General features: G+C 60.2%; 15 protein-coding genes and 1 pseudogene. 7 read left to right on the top strand and 9 right to left on the bottom strand.

The genetic code is table 11. The features are described from left to right. Window positions 1–10: 10 nt before the first annotated feature. Window positions 11–217 (bottom strand): SlyX family protein, encoded by a 207-nt coding sequence (locus J3P75_RS06785; protein ID WP_090285625.1) that lies wholly within the window; start codon window positions 215–217, stop codon window positions 11–13. A gap of 3 nt (window positions 218–220) precedes the next feature. Continuing rightward, window positions 221–646: an HIT family protein gene (locus J3P75_RS06780; RefSeq protein ID WP_434709730.1), complete on the bottom strand. Its 426-nt coding sequence runs from the start codon at window positions 644–646 to the stop codon at window positions 221–223. An 893-nt stretch (window positions 647–1539) separates the two neighbouring features. Between J3P75_RS06780 and J3P75_RS06775 the strand changes: the two genes are divergently transcribed. After that, entirely contained in the window at window positions 1540–2868 is a 1329-nt protein-coding gene (locus tag J3P75_RS06775; protein ID WP_090285629.1) for an OprD family porin, read from the top strand. A 118-nt stretch (window positions 2869–2986) separates the two neighbouring features. Here J3P75_RS06775 and J3P75_RS06770 read toward each other — a convergent pair whose 3' ends face one another. Next, window positions 2987–3829, bottom strand: a complete 843-nt coding sequence (locus J3P75_RS06770) for a mechanosensitive ion channel family protein (RefSeq protein WP_434709729.1) — start codon at window positions 3827–3829, stop codon at window positions 2987–2989. A 149-nt stretch (window positions 3830–3978) separates the two neighbouring features. After that, window positions 3979–4464, bottom strand: a complete 486-nt coding sequence (locus tag J3P75_RS06765) for a YajQ family cyclic di-GMP-binding protein (RefSeq protein WP_007912755.1) — start codon at window positions 4462–4464, stop codon at window positions 3979–3981. A 140-nt stretch (window positions 4465–4604) separates the two neighbouring features. On the opposite strand from J3P75_RS06765, the gene J3P75_RS06760 reads away from it, so the two are divergent. Genes J3P75_RS06760 through J3P75_RS06750 form a run of 3 tightly spaced genes read left to right on the top strand, consistent with a single transcriptional unit; the run spans window position 4605 to window position 8192 of the window. Continuing rightward, window positions 4605–5522, top strand: a complete 918-nt coding sequence (locus tag J3P75_RS06760; protein ID WP_434709728.1) for a putative 2-dehydropantoate 2-reductase — start codon at window positions 4605–4607, stop codon at window positions 5520–5522. 45 nt (window positions 5523–5567) lie between these two features. Then, the gene (locus J3P75_RS06755) at window positions 5568–7604 is read left to right on the top strand and encodes a sensor histidine kinase (RefSeq protein ID WP_434709727.1); all 2037 of its coding nucleotides are present in this window, start codon (window positions 5568–5570) and stop codon (window positions 7602–7604) included. A 3-nt stretch (window positions 7605–7607) separates the two neighbouring features. Beyond that, entirely contained in the window at window positions 7608–8192 is a 585-nt protein-coding gene (locus J3P75_RS06750) for a cob(I)yrinic acid a,c-diamide adenosyltransferase (protein WP_434709726.1), read from the top strand. A 119-nt stretch (window positions 8193–8311) separates the two neighbouring features. Here the strand turns inward: J3P75_RS06750 and J3P75_RS06745 are convergent, their stop codons facing one another. From J3P75_RS06745 to secA, 4 genes are all read right to left on the bottom strand, one after another. Then, window positions 8312–9259, bottom strand: coding sequence for a Nudix family hydrolase (locus tag J3P75_RS06745; protein WP_434709725.1), 948 nt, complete (start codon window positions 9257–9259; stop codon window positions 8312–8314). Next, window positions 9256–9888: a glutathione S-transferase family protein gene (locus J3P75_RS06740; RefSeq protein ID WP_434709724.1), complete on the bottom strand. Its 633-nt coding sequence runs from the start codon at window positions 9886–9888 to the stop codon at window positions 9256–9258. Before J3P75_RS06740 ends, J3P75_RS06745 begins: the two co-directional genes overlap by 4 nt. A gap of 153 nt (window positions 9889–10041) precedes the next feature. Next, window positions 10042–11259: a bifunctional glutamate N-acetyltransferase/amino-acid acetyltransferase ArgJ gene (gene argJ, locus J3P75_RS06735; RefSeq protein WP_331691854.1), complete on the bottom strand. Its 1218-nt coding sequence runs from the start codon at window positions 11257–11259 to the stop codon at window positions 10042–10044. A 122-nt stretch (window positions 11260–11381) separates the two neighbouring features. Then, on the bottom strand, window positions 11382–14117 hold the full coding sequence (secA, locus tag J3P75_RS06730) for a preprotein translocase subunit SecA (protein WP_093098948.1): 2736 nt from the start codon (window positions 14115–14117) through the stop codon (window positions 11382–11384). Window positions 14118–14424: 307 nt separating this feature from the next. Between secA and J3P75_RS06725 the strand changes: the two genes are divergently transcribed. Continuing rightward, window positions 14425–14880: a DUF721 domain-containing protein gene (locus J3P75_RS06725; protein WP_434709723.1), complete on the top strand. Its 456-nt coding sequence runs from the start codon at window positions 14425–14427 to the stop codon at window positions 14878–14880. A 107-nt stretch (window positions 14881–14987) separates the two neighbouring features. Here J3P75_RS06725 and J3P75_RS06720 read toward each other — a convergent pair whose 3' ends face one another. Next, the gene (locus J3P75_RS06720) at window positions 14988–16475 is read right to left on the bottom strand and encodes a helicase HerA-like domain-containing protein (protein ID WP_434709722.1); all 1488 of its coding nucleotides are present in this window, start codon (window positions 16473–16475) and stop codon (window positions 14988–14990) included. A gap of 186 nt (window positions 16476–16661) precedes the next feature. Between J3P75_RS06720 and J3P75_RS06715 the strand changes: the two are divergent. Next, a pseudogene (locus J3P75_RS06715) lies at window positions 16662–17645 on the top strand (HAMP domain-containing protein); the annotation flags it as partial. 141 nt (window positions 17646–17786) lie between these two features. Then, a complete protein-coding gene (locus J3P75_RS06710; RefSeq protein ID WP_434711227.1) occupies window positions 17787–18551 on the top strand; it encodes a methyl-accepting chemotaxis protein in 765 nt (254 codons plus the stop codon). Window positions 18552–18555: the final 4 nt, after the last annotated feature.

Below are 18555 nucleotides of genomic sequence, written 5' to 3'. Positions count from 1 at the left end.
CTGCATGAAATCAATAATGCGGCGGCGGTGCGTCTTCTTCGAAAGAACCGAACTGCCCGACCATTTCTTCCTGGCGCTTGAGCAGTGCCGCCATCTGCAATTGCAGGCGCTCGACCACGCGCTGCTGCTCCACCAGAACGTCATTCAACGCCTGAATCGTATCGTCCTGAAAGGCCAGCCGGCTCTCCAGATCGGTAACGCGTTGTTCCAGAGTCATGACTCAGCCCTCCACAAAAGTGAAATCGTCGGTCAGCACCAGGCGCAGGCGCTCGCGGATGGCGGCGACCTGCTCTGCACTATACGGTCGGGCCGGGTTCTTGCCCCAGACCGGCGCTGGCCACGCGGCATCATCGCGTTTGCGCACGATGACATGCATGTGCAACTGGCTGACAACGTTGCCCAAGGTGGCGACGTTCAGTTTGTCGGCGTCGAACGAATCCTTGAGCAGTTCGGCCAGCATGGTGGTTTCCTGCCAGAGCTGCTGCTGATCAGCGACATCCAACTGAAACAACTCGCTGATATCCTCGCGACGCGGCACCAGGATGAACCACGGGTACTGGCTATCGTTGGACAGCAGCAAACGGCAAAGCGGGAAGTCACCGATGACCAGCGTGTCCTGTTGAAGTCGTGAATCTAAAGCAAACACTGCGCGCACTCCCGGCTGATCGACATATTCAGCTTAGCGGCGATCACTGTGGACGGCCCGCCAAGCGACAGGCGTGCAGCATACCTGTGAATGCGCGAGCCTTCACGACAGCGCTGCCTGCCATCGTTGCGCCGATGCCCCGACATGGGACATTTGCGAACGCTACGCACCAACACGGACCCGATACCCATCACTATCTCGATGAAACGATCGAAACACACGCAATGCTCGGCCTCTCAAGCGCTCAAAGCCGCGGGAAGCCGAACAGGGGCAGAAAATTATTTGCACCAAAATCGCACAACCCGTCTACGCTCAGTGCGTCGGGCATCCGCCGAATACTCAATGACGGGGTGAACGGGTAACGTTTTTGATTGTCACGCGCGCGAAACAGCGTGACAACACCATGGCAGGGCTAACGTCAAGCGCTGAAAAAAACAGCCTCGAAGCCCCCGTTTCACAAGGTTTTCACAAATGCAGAGAGGCGCTGGGGAAAATAACCGCAAGGAAAACGCGGTTTGAGCACGCTTGTTGCATTCGTACTCATATGGACTATAAGCGCACCACCGGAAGTGGATGCCTAAGCCCCATAAAAACAGTGGCAGGGTTGCCCGATGGAGATTCAAGTGTTTTGCCAGGGACTCTTTTTTACCGATGCAAAAAGGCCCATGAACAGCAAGAAAGTTGTCAGTCCGGCTGCGTCGGTACTGTGAATTTGCGACATCCATCCAGTCATTCGCGACAACGTCGTAAAGAAGCTGAAAGGTTGAATTCGCAAGTATCGCCAACATTGTCGGCGTGATATAAGTTTGCGCCGACACAAAAAGAAAGAGCCGCCCAGATAATAAAACAGGTGGGACGGCAGTACTCTTCTAAAACCAAAGGAGCAAATCACGATGCGCGTGATGAAGTGGAGCATGATCGCACTGGCAGTTGCAGCAGCTGCCGGTTCTCAGTTGGCTACGGCCGCACCGTTCGTTAGTGACCAGGCAGAGGCCAAGGGCTTCGTTGAAGACGCCAAAGCTGACTTGCTGATTCGCAACTATTACTTCAACCGCAATAACAAGAATGGCGGCAACGACCAGAAAGACTGGACCCAGGGTATCTGGGGCAACTTCAGCTCTGGTTACACCCAAGGCACCGTAGGCGTGGGCATTGATGCCTTCGGTTATCTGGCCATCAAACTCGATGGCGGTGACGGCACTGGCGGCACCGGCAACATGAGCCGCGATGCCGATGGCGAAGTCAACGACAGCCAGGGCAAAGCCGGTGCTGCGGTCAAGTTCCGCGTATCGAAAACCGAGCTGAAAGTGGGCGACATGCAGCCGAGCACCTCTCCAGTGTTCGCAGTCGGTGGTTCCCGTATCCTCCCGCAAACTGCCAGCGGCTTCCAGCTGCAGAGCAGCGAAATCAAAGATCTTGATCTCGAGGCCGGCCACTTCTACTCGGGTACCAGCCAGGACCGTAACTCCCGCGAAGGTGGTCTGTACGCCAACTACGCTGGCGAAGAAGCCAACACCATCGACTACTTCGGCGGCAAGTACGGCATCACCGAAAACCTGAGCGCATCGCTCTACGGCGCCAAGCTGGAAGACATCTGGAACCAGTACTACGCCAACGTGAACCTCACCACGCCTTTCAGTGGTGACACCTCGCTGAACACCGACTTCAACATCTACCGCACCACCGACACCGGTGACGCGAAAGCCGGCGATATCAGCAACACCACGTTCTCCCTGGCAACCGCTCTTTCGTTCCTGAAAGCGCACACCATTACCCTGGCCTTCCAGAAGGTCAACGGTGACACGCCTTTCGACTACATCGGCGTGGGCAAGAACAACCGTGGTGGCGACTCGATCTTCCTCGCCAACTCCATTCAGTACTCTGACTTCAACGGTCCGAACGAGAAATCCGCTCAGATCCGTTATGACATCAAAATGGCCGAGTACGGCGTTCCAGGTCTGAGCTTCATGACCCGTTACGTTAAAGGCTGGGACATCGATGGCACTAACACCCCAACTGGCAGCGCTTACGCTGGCCTGTACGGTGAAGATGGCAAGCACAACGAGACCAACCTGGAAGCCAAGTACGTTGTTCAGTCTGGCCCGGCAAAAGATCTCTCCTTCCGCATTCGTCAAGCATGGCACCAGGCTAACGCTGACCAGGGCGAAGGCGACATCAAAGAGTTCCGTCTGATCGTTGACTACCCGCTGTCGCTGTTGTAATCGCATCCAGTTAGTTTGCGATAACAAATAAAAAGGCCCATCTCAGGATGGGCCTTTTTTATTGCTGCTGCATTCAACTGCGTTGACTGCCGAGTCAGACAGTTTAATTAGCAACCTATCATTTAGTTGCCGGTTCCTGCATTACACGAATAACCCGCTGCGGAAAAGGAATATCAATCCCGGCGGCTTTCAGGCGATCGCGCGACAGTTCATTGAACATGAACATAACATCCCAGTAGTCGGCAGTTTTAACCCAGACCCGCAAGGAAACCGTGATCGAACTGTCACCCAGTGTCGAAATCACCGCCTGTGGCTCAGGGTCCTGCAATACGCGCTCATCCTTGGCCAGGTCCAGCAACACCTGGCGGGCTTTTTGCAGGTCTGCTTCGTAATCGACACCGACATCGAACACAACCTTGCGCGTCGGCTGACGATTGGTGTTGGTGATGATGCCGTTCGACAGATTGCCGTTGGGCAGGATGATGGTCTTGTTGTCGCCGGTACGCAGCACGGTGTGGAAAATCTGGATACTGTCGACAGTGCCCGCCACGCCTTGCGCTTCGATCCAGTCACCGATGCGGAACGGCCGGAACAGCAGAATCAGCACGCCACCGGCAAAGTTTGCCAGGCTGCCCTGCAAGGCCAGACCGATGGCCAGACCGGCCGCACCGATGGCCGCGACGAACGAGGTGGTTTCCACGCCGATCATCGACGCGACGCTGACGATCAGCAGTACCTTGAGAATGATGTTCGCCAGGCTGCTGATAAAGCCTTGCAGTGCCAGGTCGGCATTGCGCAAGGCCAACAGACCGCCGAGCTTTTGCGTGACCTTGTTGATCAGCCACCAGCCGATGACCAGGGTAATCACCGCCAGCAGCACGCGGCTGCCGTACTCCATGATCATCGGAATCCACGCCTGGGACGCCTTGACCAGGTGGTCCACCTCAGCATTCAAATCCATGTTCTTTCTCCTGATTTCCGGCTTCCCGGGGTGTACACAAAATAATGTGGGAGCGAGCCTGCTCGCGAATGCGGTGTGTCATTCAAAGATGAATTGACCGACACCTTGCATTCGCGAGCACACTCGCTCCCACACAGTCACAGAGCAGTTTAGTCGCGGAAATTGTTGAACTGCAGCGGCATGCCGAATTCCTTGGCGCGCAGTGCCGCGATGGCTTCCTGCAGGTCGTCGCGCTTCTTGCCGGTCACACGTACTTGCTCGCCCTGAATGGCGGCCTGCACTTTCAGTTTGGCGTCCTTGATGTGGCCGACAATCTTCTTCGCCAGCTCCTTGTCGATGCCTTCCTTGAGCACGGCGTCCTGCTTCATCAGCTTGCCCGAGGCGTAGGCGTCCTTGACCTCAAGGCACTGCACGTCGATCTTGCGCTTGACCAGCGCCAGCTTGAGGATTTCGATCATCGCTTCGAGCTGGAATCCGGCCTCGGCGGTCAGGCTGACGGTCAGGTCCTTTTCCTTGAACTCGAAACTGCCTTTGCCTTTCAGGTCATAACGACGGTCGAGTTCCTTCACGGCGTTCTCGACCGCGTTGGTGAGCTCGTGTTTGTCCAGTTCGGATACCACGTCGAACGACGGCATGTAATCTCTCCAATAAAAAGGCGCGCTCGATGGTGATGGAGCGCGCTTGGCTTGCGGTTAAAATCGGGCTCATTATAACGGGTCTTTTCCCACCGATACGGCGCGCCGCACATGCCTGCAAGCAATCGAGCAAAAAACTGATGTCGACTCCCTGGCATGTACTGGGCGCCGGCAGTCTCGGCACGTTATGGGCGACCCGCCTGGCCCGCGCGGGTCTGCCGGTGCGGTTGATCGTGCGCGACGAAACGCGTTTGCGCAGCTACGAGGCCGCCGGTGGACTGACTCTGGTAGAAAACGGACAAGCCAGTACCCATGCAGTTCCCGCTGAAACCGCAGACCACCCCGCGCCGATTCACCGTCTGCTGGTGGCCTGCAAGGCCTACGACGCCGAAAGCGCCGTCGCCCGCATCGCCCCGCGCCTGGCGGCGGATGCCGAGCTGATCCTGCTGCAGAACGGCCTCGGCAGTCAGGACGCGGTCGCCGCCCAGGTCCCGCATGCACGTTGCATCAGCGCCTCGAGCACCGAAGGCGCGTTTCGTGATGGCGACTGGCGCGTGGTGTTTGCCGGTCATGGTTTCACCTGGCTCGGCGATGCGGCAAATCCATTGGCGCCGATCTGGCTGGACGATCTGCAAGCGGCGAACATTCCTCATGAATGGACCGCCGACATCCTCACCCGCCTGTGGCGCAAACTGGCGCTCAACTGCGCGATCAACCCGCTGACGGTGTTGCACGACTGCCGTAACGGCGGATTGACCGAGCATCACTGCGAAGTTGCCACGCTGTGTGGCGAGCTGGCCGAATTGCTTGAACGCTGCGGCCAACCGGCAGCGGCGGACAATCTGCAAGCGGAAGTCGAGCGGGTGATTCAGGCCACCGCGGCCAATTACTCCTCGATGTACCAGGACGTCGCCAACCAACGCCGTACCGAAATCAGTTACCTGTTGGGCCACGCCTGCAAAGTTGCCGAGCGCCATCAGGTGAACCTGCCGCACCTGCAACAATTGCAACAACGTCTGATCGGCCATCTGCGCAGCCTCGGATTGCCCAGCGACTGAGCAGCGGCTACGCTGGCGACTTGTTCCTTTGTTGCGATAAACCTGATGCCATTGCGCCAGCGCCTCGAAAACCTGCCGGTCGGCCAGAAATTACTGGCCGCCCTGCTGGTGTTGTTGACCACGGTTCTGCTGGTCGCCAACCTGACCTTCATCAGCGCCGCCTATTACATCTCCCAGGAGAGCATGGCCCCGCAGGCCTTGCAGACCATCGGCCGGCTGATCTCCAACCCGAGTCTGGTCAGCGAAGCCTTGCAATCACCGCAGAGCGCCGAGCGCCTGCTCAAGGAGCTCGACAGCTATTCACCGCTGCGCGCCGCGGCCCTCTACGACGGCAAAGGCCAACGCCTGGCGCAAGTGCAACGCGGCGACAAGCTCAGCCTGCCGGAGCATTATCGCCACGTCGAGGCGTGGCAATTGACCGAGTTTCGCAGCAACCAACTGATCACCCTGCCCCGTCCCGGCACTTCGCCGGGCCATCTGTTGCTGGTCGCCAGCAGCGAATTGCCGATGGCGTTCTACACCGGTACGTTGACCGCAAGCCTTGGCATTCTGATTTTCAGCGTGCTGCTGTGGCTGGTGATTGCCCGGCAGATCAAACGCCTGATCACCCGGCCGATCCATCAGCTCGAAGAGCTGTCGCGGCAGGTCACCCGCGAAGAGAATTACGCCTTGCGCGCGGCGCGCGGTAACCACGATGAAATTGGCAGTCTGGCCGAGGCGTTCAACACCATGCTCTCGCGCATCGAAGCACGCGAGCAGCAGCTCAAGCGCGCCCGTGATGATTCGCAGGCGGCTTACGATCAGGCCCAGGGGCTGGCCGAGGAAACCCGCCACACCAATCGCAAACTGGAACTGGAAGTCCAGGTGCGCAGCAAGATCGAGAAGAAACTCACCGGTTTCCAGAACTACCTCAACAGCATCATCGACTCGATGCCCTCGGCGCTGATCGCCCTCGATGAGCAGCTCTACGTCACTCAATGGAATCAGGAAGCCAGCGCCCTCTCCGGCACGCGTCTGGACGAAGCGCTGAACCAGCCGATCTTCCTTGCCTTCGAACCGCTCAAGCCGTTTCTGCCGCAACTCAAGCAGACCGTCGAGCAGCACACCGTGGCGAAAATCGAGCGGGTCACCTGGTTCAAGGACGAAGAGCCCAAGCACTATGCGCTGACCTTTTATCCGCTGATGGGCGGTGCCGGGCGCGGCGTGGTGATCCGCATTGACGACATCACCCAGCGCCTGTCGCTGGAAGAGATGATGGTGCAGTCGGAAAAAATGCTCTCGGTCGGTGGCCTCGCCGCCGGCATGGCCCATGAAATCAATAACCCGCTGGGCGCGATCCTGCACAACGTGCAAAACATCCGCCGACGCCTGTCCGCCGATTTGCCGAAGAACCTGGAAACCGCCGAACAACTGGGTATCGACCTGGACACGGTCAACCGCTACCTGCAAGGCCGCGAAGTGCCGCAACTGCTCGACGGCATTCAACAGGCCGGTGCGCGGGCGGCGAAGATCGTGACGCACATGCTCAGTTTCAGCCGCCGCAGCACTCGGCAAATGGCCCCGTGCGACTTGCCGGCACTGATCGACCAAGCCGTGGAAATCGCTGGCAACGACTTCGATCTGGCCATCGGTTTCGATTTCAAGGGCCAGGCGATCATCCGCCAGTTCGACCCGGCGCTCGGCCCGGTACCGGGCACCGCCAACGAGCTCGAGCAGGTACTGCTCAATTTGTTGAAAAACGCCGCGCAGGCGATTCACCAGCGCGAAGACGACCGCGAGCCGGGGCGCATCATTTTGCGCACCAGACTCAATCCGCCCTGGGCCGAAATCCAGGTCGAAGACAACGGTATCGGCATGAGCGAAAGCGTGCGCAAACGCACCTTCGAGCCGTTTTTCACCACCAAGGAAATCGGCCAGGGCACCGGGCTGGGCCTGTCGGTGTCGTATTTCATCATTACCAACAATCACAAAGGGCAGATGGAAGTGCAGTCCGCGCCGGGCCAGGGCACCTGCTTCACCTTGCGCCTGCCACTGACCCAGCCAACGCCCATCGCCGCTGAAAACCATCAACTACCGAGGTAACCCATGGGCTTCCGCCTGTCGAAAATCTATACCCGCACCGGCGACACCGGCGAAACCGGCCTCGGCGATGGCCGTCGCGTGCCCAAGGATCATCCGCGGATCGAAGCGATCGGCGAAGTCGATACGCTGAACAGTCAGGTCGGCGTGTTGCTGGCCGGGTTGATCGCCGAGCGTGAAAGCTGCCCGGGGCTGAATGAGCTGATCGAGGTCCTGGCGCCTTGTCAGCATCGCCTGTTTGATCTGGGTGGCGAACTGGCAATGCCGGAATATCAGGCGTTGAACGCAGCAGAAATCGAACGGCTGGAAGCGGCGATCGACGTGTGGAATGAAGAGTTGGGTCCGCTGGAGAATTTCATTTTGCCCGGTGGTTCAATGTTGATCGCCCAGGCGCACGTGTGCCGCAGCCTGGCGCGCAGTGCCGAGCGACGTTGCCAGCATCTGAATGCGCTGGAACCGCTGGCCGGGGTTGGCTTGGCGTATATCAATCGGTTGTCGGATCTGTTGTTTGTTGCGGCAAGGTTGATTGCGCGGCGGCAGGGGGTGGCGGAGATTTTGTGGCAGGCGGCCCCAAAGCCAACAGAAATGTAGCGCCTGTTTAGCCGCCATCGCTGGCAAGCCAGCTCCCACAGGTTTAGTGGCTTACGCAACATTTGTGAACGACACAAACCCTGTGGGAGCTGGCTTGCCAGCGATGAGGCCATCAGCCTTTATAGAGACGCAGGCCAGAATGCGCGAATTCCCGCCACACCCTGCGCGCCGGCACCCCAGGCCTTGTCCCGCTCCGCCGGCCCGACCCCACCGAGCAAAAACACCGGTTTGCTGAAACCCTCGACTAAAGTCTCAGCCTGCTCCCAGCCCAACGGCTGCGCATCCGGGTGGGTCAGCGTCGGCTGTACCGGCGACAGGGTGACAAAATCCACCCCCATCTGCTCGGCCAGCGCCAGCTCTTCGGCGTTATGGCACGACGCGGCCAGCCAGCGCTCTGCCGGTAACGGCCGCCCCGCCGCCGCGTATTTGCGCAGTTGCGCCGAGGTGATGTGCCAGCCGGCCGAAGGAAAATCGCCGAGCCATTCGAACGGCCCTTTGATCATCAACTGCGCCTTGCCAGCACACAGGCCGACCGCATCCACCGCCAGATCACGGTACTTGGGGTCGTAGCCATTCGGCGCACGCAACTGAATCAGCTTGATGCCACCCGCAATCGCCTTCTGGATGCCGCGCAGCAGCGCAGGGGTTTCCAGATCTTCCGGGGTGATCAGGTACTCGGCGGGCAAACGCGCCGCGGCAACGATTGGCTGGTTGGCCGCCGGGAATTCATAATTCACCAGTTCCTTCGCCGTCACCCAGGCCATTGGCTGCCCTTCGGCGCCATGCGGTTCACCCGCGAAGGCCGAGACTTCCCAGACATCCAGCAACACTTGTTTGTCCGGATAATCATGGCGAACCTTGATCAGCGGCCGGGCAGCGTCAACGACGATGCCCAGCTCCTCGTTCAATTCCCGCGCCAGCGCGCTTTCTACCGACTCGTCAGCCTCGACCTTGCCGCCGGGAAACTCCCACAGACCACCCTGATGCTGAGTGTCGGCGCGGCGAGCGATGAGGATTTTGCCGCTGGCGTCACGAATGACTGCAGCGGCGACGTGGACACGTTTCACCGGTTCAACTCCTCCAGTGCTGCCTGCTGCCATGCCTTGAACGCAGGCCATTGGTAGACGATTTCAACATAGGCTTCGTCGGCGGCCTGCAGTTGCACTTGATAGGTACGCAGGCGTACCGCGATCGGTGCGAAGAAGGCATCGGCCAGACTGACCCGGCCGAACAGGTATGGCCCTTCTTCGGTCGCTGCTGCACGACACTCCGCCCACAAGGCGAGCATGCGCTCGATGTCGACCTTCACTTCTGGCGGCACCGGATCGAGCGGCGCGTCATGGTTGAGGTTGAACGGCATGTGATTGCGCATGGCGAAGAAGCCACTGTGCATTTGCGCGCAGGCGGAGCGGGCCTGGGCGCGGGCGAACACATCGCTCGGCCAGAGCTGCTCGGAGGGGAATTGCTCGGCGAGGTATTCGGCGATCGCCAGCGAGTCGGCGATGGTGCCGCGGGTGGTTTTCAGCAGCGGCACCTTGGCGGTCGGCGAATGCTTGAGCAGTAGCGCGCGGGTGTCGGGCTTGCCGAGTCTGATCAGTTCTTCGCTGTACGGTGCGCCGGTCAGCTCCAGCGCCAGGGCGGCGCGCAGGGACCAGGAGGAAAGCAGTTTGTCGCCGATGATCAGGTGCAGGGACATGGTGGTGGCGCCTTTTCGTCAGAGGGAAACTCTATATAAGTGGTGTCCGGGCTGGCGCAATCGCGAGCAGGCTCACTCCTACAGGGGATTTGTGAACGATACAGATTCCTGTGGGAGCCAGCCTGCTGGCGATGCAGGCGACCCGGTCTCGGATCAGGTGCGGTACTCAGCGTTGATCTTCACATACTCGTGCGACAGGTCGGTGGTCCAGATGGTTTCGCTGCAATCGCCGCGCCCCAGCTCGATACGGATGGTGATCTCTTCCTGCTGCATGACCGCCGAACCTTGCGCTTCAGTGTAGGTCGCCGCACGCGCGCCGCGGCTGGCGATGCACACCTCGCCAAGGAATACGTCGATCTTGCTCACGTCCAGGTCCGGCACACCGGCACGGCCGACCGCAGCAAGAATACGGCCCCAGTTCGGGTCGGAAGCGAACAGCGCGGTCTTGATCAACGGCGAGTGGGCCACGGTGTAGCCGACGTCCAGGCATTCCTGATGATTGCCACCGCCGTTGACTTCGACGGTGACGAACTTGGTCGCGCCTTCACCGTCACGCACGATGGCCTGAGCCACGTCCATGCACACTTCGAACACCGCTTGCTTGAGCTTGGCGAACAGCTCGCCTTCAGCACGGGTGATCTCCGGCAGCGCAGCCTTGCCGGTGGCGATCAGCATGCAGCAGTCGTTGGTCGAGGTGTCGCCGTCGATGGTGATGCGGTTGAACGACTTGTTCGCGCCGTCGAGCATCAGGTTGTGCAGCACATCACGCGAGACTTTGGCGTCCGTGGCGATGTAGCCGAGCATGGTCGCCATGTTCGGGCGAATCATGCCCGCGCCTTTGCTGATGCCGGTGACGGTGATGGTCACGCCGTCATGCGCGAACTGGCGGCTGGCGCCCTTCGGCAGGGTGTCGGTGGTCATGATCCCGGTGGCGGCAGCTTCCCAGTTGTTTTCCGACAGATCGTCGAGCGCCGCTTGCAGCGCGCCTTCGATCTTCTCGACGGGCAGTGGCTCGCCGATCACGCCGGTGGAGTACGGCAGGATCTGGCTGGCGTCGACGCCGGTCAGCTCGGCCAGTTTCGCGGTGGTGCGCTCGGCAGCCGCCAGGCCCGGTTCGCCGGTGCCGGCGTTGGCGTTACCGGTGTTGGTCAGCAGGTAGCGCACGGCATTCTGTACACGCTTTTTCGCCAGAATCACCGGCGCCGCACAGAACGCGTTCAGGGTGAACACGCCCGCCACGGTCGAGCCTTCGGCACAGCGCATCACCACAACATCCTTGCGCCCGGGGCGCTTGATGCCGGCCGAGGCGATACCGAGTTCAAAACCGGCAACCGGGTGCAACGTTGGCAACGGACCAAGACCAACAGCCATGAATGCGCTCCTTACTCAATGATGTCAGCACCGTCACTCGCCGCGACGGTGGTGTGAATGGCAAAACGCCGCGACGGCAGGAGCCGGTCGCGGCGCGGGTAGTTCAGCGAGTGCGACGGGTTTTACTGGATCTGCCCGTGGCAATGCTTGTATTTCTTGCCCGAACCGCAATAGCACAGCTCGTTGCGGCCCAGCTTCTGCTCGTTGCGCACCGGTGCGGTGGCGAGGGCGACATCGACCTCTTCACCCAGCGCTTCGGGCTGATCCAGCCCCGGCGCTTCGGCGTGTTCGAACTGCATGCGGGCGGCCAGCGCTTCGGCTTCCTGACGCAGGCGTTGCTCTTCGGCTTCCGGATCTTCGCGGCGAACCTGAACGTGCGACAGCACACGGATCGAGTCGCGCTTGATCGAATCAAGCAGCTCGGAGAACAGCGTGAACGACTCGCGCTTGTATTCCTGCTTCGGGTTCTTCTGCGCATAGCCACGCAGGTGGATGCCGTGACGCAGGTGATCCATGGTCGACAGGTGGTCTTTCCACAGATCGTCCAGTACGCGCAGGACGATTTGTTTCTCGAACGAGCGCAGTGCTTCGGCACCGGCCTGATCTTCTTTTTCGTTGTACGCGGCGATCAGCTCGGCCATCAGCTTCTCGCGCAGGGTTTCTTCATACAGGTGATCGTCTTCGTCGAGCCATTGCTGGATCGGCAGTTTCACGCCGAAGTCGCTTTCGATCGTCGCTTCCAGACCAGCGACGTCCCACTGCTCGGGCAGCGATTGCGGTGGAATGTGCGCGCTGACGGTGGCGTTGAGCACGTCCTGACGGAAGTCGGCGATGGTCTCACCGATATTGTCAGCGGCCAGCAACGTGTTACGCATGTGATAGATCACTTTACGCTGTTCGTTGTTGACGTCGTCGAACTCGAGCAATTGCTTGCGGATATCGAAGTTGCGGCCTTCAACCTTGCGCTGCGCCTTCTCGATCGCGTTGGTCACCATGCGGTGCTCGATCGCTTCGCCCGGCTGCATGCCCAGGGCTTTCATGAAGTTCTTCACCCGGTCAGAGGCAAAGATGCGCATCAGGCTGTCTTCCAGCGACAGGTAGAAGCGGCTCGAACCGGCATCGCCCTGACGGCCGGCACGGCCACGCAGCTGGTTGTCGATACGACGCGATTCGTGACGCTCGGAAGCGATCACCTGCAAGCCGCCGGATTCCAGCACTTGCTGATGGCGCTTCTGCCAGTCGGCCTTGATCTGCGCGATCTGCTCGGGGCTCGGGTTTTCCAGCGCCGCGACTTCCACTTCCCAGTTGCCGCCCAACAGAATGTCGGTACCGCGACCGGCCATGTTGGTGGCGATGGTCAGGGCGCCTGGACGACCGGCCTGAGCGATGATTTCAGCTTCTTTTTCGTGAAACTTGGCGTTCAGGACCTTGTGTTCGATGCCTTCCTTGGCGAGCAGGCTGGACACGTGCTCGGAAGTTTCGATGGTCGCAGTACCGACGAGGATCGGACGGCCCTGGGCCATGCCTTCCTTGATGTCGTTGATGATCGCCGCGTATTTCTCTTCGGCGGTCAGGAACACCAGGTCGTTGTAGTCTTTACGCGCCAACGGCTTGTTCGGCGGAATGACCACGACCGGCAGGTTGTAGATCTGGTGGAATTCGAACGCTTCGGTATCAGCGGTACCGGTCATGCCGGACAGCTTTTCGTACAGACGGAAGTAGTTCTGGAACGTGGTCGAGGCCAGGGTCTGGCTCTCGGCCTGAATGTTCAGGCCTTCCTTGGCTTCGATGGCCTGGTGCAGGCCTTCGGACAGACGACGACCCGGCATGGTACGACCGGTGTGTTCGTCGACCAGCACGACCTGACCGTCCTGCACGATGTATTCAACGTTGCGGTTGAACAGCTTGTGCGCACGCAGACCGGCGTAAACGTGGGTCAGCAGACCGAGGTTGTGCGCCGAGTACAGGCTCTCGCCTTCGGCCAGCAGGCCGACGCGGGTGAGCATGTCTTCGATGAACTGGTGACCCGCTTCGTTGAGTTCGACCTGACGGGTCTTTTCGTCAACGGTGTAGTGGCCGGCCTTGGTGACCTGGCCTTCGACTTCCTCGACGTGCAGTTCCAGCTGCGGGATCAGTTTGTTGATCTCCATGTACAGCTTGGAACTGTCCTCGGCCTGACCGGAAATGATCAGCGGGGTACGCGCTTCGTCGATGAGGATGGAGTCGACTTCGTCGATCACGGCAAAGTTGAGTTCGCGCTGGAATTTTTCTTCCATGCTGAACGCCATGTTGTCGCGCAGGTAGTCGAAACCGAATTCGTTGTTGGTGCCGTAAGTGATGTCGGCGGCATAGGCCAGACGCTTTTCTTCAGGCGGCTGGAACGGCGTCACGACGCCGACGGTCAGGCCGAGGAATTCGTACAGCGGACGCATCCAGTTGGCGTCACGACGGGCCAGGTAGTCGTTCACCGTCACCACGTGCACGCCCTTGCCGGACAGTGCATTGAGGTAAACGCCGAGGGTCGCCACCAGGGTTTTACCCTCACCGGTGCGCATTTCGGCGATCTTGCCTTCGTGCAGGGTCATGCCGCCGACGAGTTGCACGTCGAAGTGGCGCATGCCCATCACGCGCTTGCCGGCCTCGCGGGCCACGGCAAAGGCTTCCGGCAACAGCTTGTCGAGGGTTTCCCCTTTGGCGATGCGGTCCTTGAACTCTTGAGTCTTGGCGCGCAATTGATCGTCCGAAAGGGCCACCATTTGCTCTTCGAAGGCATTGACGAGCTGCACCGTCTTGAGCATGCGTTTGACTTCACGCTCGTTCTTGCTTCCAAAAAGTTTCTTTAACAAAGGCGCAAACATATCGGCAGGATCTTCCACACTAAAGGGATGGAGGGCGGCCCCGTGAGTCGCCCGTGCAGCCCTCATGGCCGCATGCGAACGAGCATTCTACCCGGAAACGGTGGTGAGGAAAGTGGCGATGTTCCACGATGCTGGCACTGCGCTTTGACGGGGCTCACTTGAAATAAGGGCGTTTTGCTCAACTTCAACCCACAGGGGCAAGAAGTTAGTCGTTGATTTAATGAGCAAAGCAGGGACAAAAGCAATGGGCGAGTGGTTCCGCAGCTTTCTGCTACCATGGCGCTTCTGTTACTTCAGGTGTTCGATCATGGCATTTCGCCCTCTCACGGCCAGAGCACCCGCCGTTCTGCTACGCGAAGCCAAGCCGCTCAAAGCCATCCTCGGCCATGCCCAACGGCTGGGGCATTTGCAACGTCTGCTCGAAAGCCAGCTGCAACCCGCCGCCCGCGAACACTGCCATGTGGCGTCGTGGCGCGAGGGCAGTCTGCTGCTGATTGTCACCGACGGCCACTGGGCCACACGCCTGCGCTATCAGCAGAAACGCTTGCAGCGGCAATTGCAGATGTTCGACGAGTTCACCAGCCTGACGCGGATCCTGTTCAAGGTGCAGCCGCCGACGGTGCAGCGCGGCGCGACCGGGCACACCATGGACCTGTCGACCGATGCTGCGGCGACGATTCAGGAAACGGCTGACGGGATCAGCGATCCGGGTTTGCGTGCGGCGCTGGAAAGACTGGCGGCGCACGCCAAGGCCAAATCCTGAAAATCAGCAAACCCTGTAGGAGCGAGCCTGCTCGCGATGGCGGTAGATCAGTCACTTCAAGTGTCGATCGATACATCGCCATCGCGAGCAGGCTCACTCCTACATTTTTAGCGGCGTTTGCTGCCACCGAGCAGAGAGCCCATCAAACCACGCACCAACTGTTTACCAAGATTATTGGCCGCCTGGCGCATGGCTGACTTCAGTGCCTGCCCCGCCGCCGTGCCGAGAAACTCTCCCGCCCGGTCGGCCAGGCTTGGTTCTTCAGGCGCTGGTTTTCCTGCGGGCACCTCAGCGTCCGGCGCCAGGCCTTTACGCCCCATGAGGATTTCATAAGCCGACTCGCGATCGATCGGCTTGTCATAACGGCCCTTGAACGGCGATCCGGCAATCAGCACGGTGCGTTCGGTTGCGCTGAGCGGCCCGATCCGCGATTGCGGCGGCGCCACCAGCACACGCTGGACCATTTCCGGCGTGCCCTTCTCGGTCAGGGTGCCGACCAAGGCCTCGCCAATCCCCAACTCGGTCAACACCGACAAGCTGTCGAACGCCGGATTCGGGCGGAAACCTTCGGCCACCGCACGCAGGGATTTCTGCTCTTTGGCAGTAAACGCACGCAAGCCGTGCTGGATACGCAAGCCCAGTTGGGCCAGCACGTCATCCGGCAGATCGGCGGGCGACTGGGTGACGAAATACACGCCAACGCCCTTGGAGCGGATCAAGCGCACCACTTGTTCGAGGCGTTCCTGCAAAGCCTTCGGTGTGTCGCCAAACAGCAAATGCGCCTCATCGAAGAACAGCGCCAGCAGCGGTTTGTCGGCATCGCCACGCTCCGGCAATTGCTCGAACAGTTCGGCCAGCAGCCACAACAGGAACGTCGCGTAGACTTTCGGCGCTTCGTGCACCAGACGGCTGGCGTCGAGCAGATGAATACGTCCGCGGCCATCGGCGCTCGGTTGCAGAATGTCTTCCAGTTGCAACGCCGGCTCGCCGAACAAGGCTTCTGCGCCTTGCTGTTCCAGAGTCGCCAACCGACGCAGCAGGGCCTGACTGGAACCGGTGGTCATCAGCGCCGCGTCTTCGCCGAGCAGTTGCGGATTGTCCTTGAGGTGATTGAGCAGCGCTTTCAGGTCTTTCAGATCGAGCAGCAACAGACCTTCGTGATCGGCGACCTTGAACGCCGCATACAGCGCCGACTGCTGACTGTCAGTGAGTTCCAGCAGACTGCCGATCAGCAGCGGGCCCATTTCGCTCAACGTGGTACGCAGCGGATGCCCGGATTCGCCATGTATATCCCACAGGGTCACCGGGTACGCTTGCGGGGTGTGGTTGAGCCACGGCATGCCGGCGATCCGCTCGGCGACCTTGCCCTGTGGATTGCCGGCGGCACCGAGACCGCACAGGTCACCCTTGATGTCGGCGGCGAACACCGCGACACCGGCGTCGCTGAACGCTTCGGCCAGGCGCTGCAAGGTGACGGTCTTACCGGTGCCGGTGGCGCCGGCGATCAGGCCGTGGCGGTTCGCCAGGCGCATCGCCTGAGCAGTCTGCTGGCCAGCCGGATCGGCGCCGATTACGAGTTGCGAGGAGTCAGGCATTTTGTCACCCAATGGTTAATCTTTGATGCTGCATGGCCGATAGAAAGGTTGAGAGACCCGACCCGAGTCAGCCGGACATTTCCCTAAGGAGAGACGGAAATATCAGCTTGTTTTGACCCTTGCCCGTTTCACGTGCCTCTATAAAAGCACGCCCGGGACATTAAGACCTTAGCGGAACCCCAAGCCATGAACAAAAATCTGCGCTTCAGCCATAAAATCCTGCTTGCCGCCGCCCTCGTCGTCATCGCCGCCTTCGCCTCGTTCACCCTGTATAACGATTGGTTGCAACGCAACGCGATCCGCGATGACCTGAACAGCTACCTCGAAGAAATGGGCGAGGTCACTGCCGGTAATATCCAGACCTGGCTGACCGGTCGCATTCTGCTGATCGAAAACGCCGCCCAGAACATCGCCGCCAATCCGGAACCTGCCAACGTCGCCAGCCTGCTCGAACAGAAAACCCTGACCTCGGTGTTCATGGCCACCTACCTGGGTGACGCCACCGGCCATTTCACCATCCGCCCCGACACGAAAATGCCGGACGGTTTCGACCCGCGCGTTCGTCCCTGGTACAAGGGCGCCGAGAGCAGCAGCACCTCGACCCTGACCGAGCCGTACATCGATGCGGCAACCGGCCAGTTGATCATTTCCATCGCCACCGCCTCGAAAAAGGCCGGCCAGAGCGTCGGCGTGGTTGGCGGTGATCTGAGCCTGCAATCGCTGGTCGACACCCTCGCCGCGCGGGATTTCGACGGCATGGGTTATGTGTTTCTGGTCAGCGCCGACGGCAAGATCCTTGTGCACCCGGACAAAGCCTTGGTGATGAAGTCACTCAAAGAAGCCTATCCGCAGGACACGCCGCGCATCAGCAGCGATTTCAGCGAAGTCAGCGTCGATGGCAAGACCCGCATCCTCACCTTCGCGCCGATCAAGGGTCTGCCGTCGGTTAACTGGTACATCGGCTTGTCGGTGGACAAGGATCAGGCGTTCGCGATGCTCAGCGAATTCCGCACTTCGGCGGTGATTGCGACGGTGATTGCCGTGGCGATCATTCTGGCGCTGCTGGGCATGCTGATCCGCATCCTGATTCAGCCGCTGCACGTCATGACCCGCGCCATGGAAGACATCGCCGACGGCGAAGGCGATCTGACCAAGCGCCTGACCATCGTCAACCACGATGAGTTTGGCGTGTTGGGTACCGCATTCAACCGCTTCGTCGAACGTATTCACGGTTCGATCCGCGAAGTCTCGTCGGCCACCGGGCAAGTCAACGAAGTCGCGCTGCGCGTGGTCGCGGCCTCGAACTCGTCGATGTACAACTCCGACCAGCAAGCCTCGCGCACCAGCAGCGTGGCGGCAGCGATCAACCAGCTCGGCGCCGCCGCGCAGGAAATCGCCCGCAATGCGGCGCAGGCGTCGAGTCAGGCCAGCGATGCGCGCGGTCTCGCCGAAGATGGCCAGCAAGTGGTCGAACGCAGCATTCAAGCAATGAACCAACTGTCGAGCATGCTCAGTGCATCGAGCAGCAACATCGAGTCGCTGAACAGCAAAACCGTGAACATCGGGCAGATTCTCGAAGTGATCACCAGCATTTCCCAGCAGACCAACCTGCTGGCGCTCAACGCGGCAATTGAAGCGGCGCGCGCCGGCGAGGCTGGCCGTGGCTTTGCCGTGGTCGCCGATGAAGTGCGCAATCTGGCCCACCGCACCCAGGAATCGGCGCAGCAGGTGCAGACCATGATCGAGGAGCTGCAAGTCGGCGCCCGCGAGTCGGTGAGCACCATGAGCGACAGCCAGCGCCACAGTAAGGACAGCGTCGAGATCGCCAACCTCGCCGGCGAGCGCTTGAACAGCGTGACCCAGCGCATCGGTGAAATCGACGGCATGAACCAGTCGGTGGCGACCGCGACCGAGGAGCAGACCGCGGTGGTCGAGTCGATCAACGTCGACATTACCGAGATCAACACACTCAACCAGGAAGGCGTGGAGAACCTCCACGCGACCTTGCGTGCCTGTTCGGATCTGGAGCAGCAGGCTGCACGGTTGAAGCAACTGGTGGGCAGTTTTCGCATATAGCGTC

The organism is Pseudomonas sp. R1-1, from assembly GCF_051132135.1.
GTDB lineage: Bacteria > Pseudomonadota > Gammaproteobacteria > Pseudomonadales > Pseudomonadaceae > Aquipseudomonas.
This window is presented reverse-complemented; position numbering and strand designations above follow the sequence as displayed.

What these genes read in the sequence shown, in the direction of transcription:
- J3P75_RS06785 (WP_090285625.1), bottom strand. Translation starts at nt 217, where the DNA reads ATGACTCTGGAACAACGCGTTACCGATCTGGAGAGCCGGCTGGCCTTT.
- J3P75_RS06775 (WP_090285629.1), top strand. Translation starts at nt 1,540, where the DNA reads ATGCGCGTGATGAAGTGGAGCATGATCGCACTGGCAGTTGCAGCAGCT.
- J3P75_RS06770 (WP_434709729.1), bottom strand. Translation starts at nt 3,829, where the DNA reads ATGGATTTGAATGCTGAGGTGGACCACCTGGTCAAGGCGTCCCAGGCG.
- J3P75_RS06765 (WP_007912755.1), bottom strand. Translation starts at nt 4,464, where the DNA reads ATGCCGTCGTTCGACGTGGTATCCGAACTGGACAAACACGAGCTCACC.
- J3P75_RS06760 (WP_434709728.1), top strand. Translation starts at nt 4,605, where the DNA reads ATGTCGACTCCCTGGCATGTACTGGGCGCCGGCAGTCTCGGCACGTTA.
- J3P75_RS06755 (WP_434709727.1), top strand. Translation starts at nt 5,568, where the DNA reads ATGCCATTGCGCCAGCGCCTCGAAAACCTGCCGGTCGGCCAGAAATTA.
- J3P75_RS06750 (WP_434709726.1), top strand. Translation starts at nt 7,608, where the DNA reads ATGGGCTTCCGCCTGTCGAAAATCTATACCCGCACCGGCGACACCGGC.
- J3P75_RS06740 (WP_434709724.1), bottom strand. Translation starts at nt 9,888, where the DNA reads ATGTCCCTGCACCTGATCATCGGCGACAAACTGCTTTCCTCCTGGTCC.
- argJ (WP_331691854.1), bottom strand. Translation starts at nt 11,259, where the DNA reads ATGGCTGTTGGTCTTGGTCCGTTGCCAACGTTGCACCCGGTTGCCGGT.
- secA (WP_093098948.1), bottom strand. Translation starts at nt 14,117, where the DNA reads ATGTTTGCGCCTTTGTTAAAGAAACTTTTTGGAAGCAAGAACGAGCGT.
- J3P75_RS06725 (WP_434709723.1), top strand. Translation starts at nt 14,425, where the DNA reads ATGGCATTTCGCCCTCTCACGGCCAGAGCACCCGCCGTTCTGCTACGC.
- J3P75_RS06720 (WP_434709722.1), bottom strand. Translation starts at nt 16,475, where the DNA reads ATGCCTGACTCCTCGCAACTCGTAATCGGCGCCGATCCGGCTGGCCAG.
- J3P75_RS06710 (WP_434711227.1), top strand. Translation starts at nt 17,787, where the DNA reads ATGTACAACTCCGACCAGCAAGCCTCGCGCACCAGCAGCGTGGCGGCA.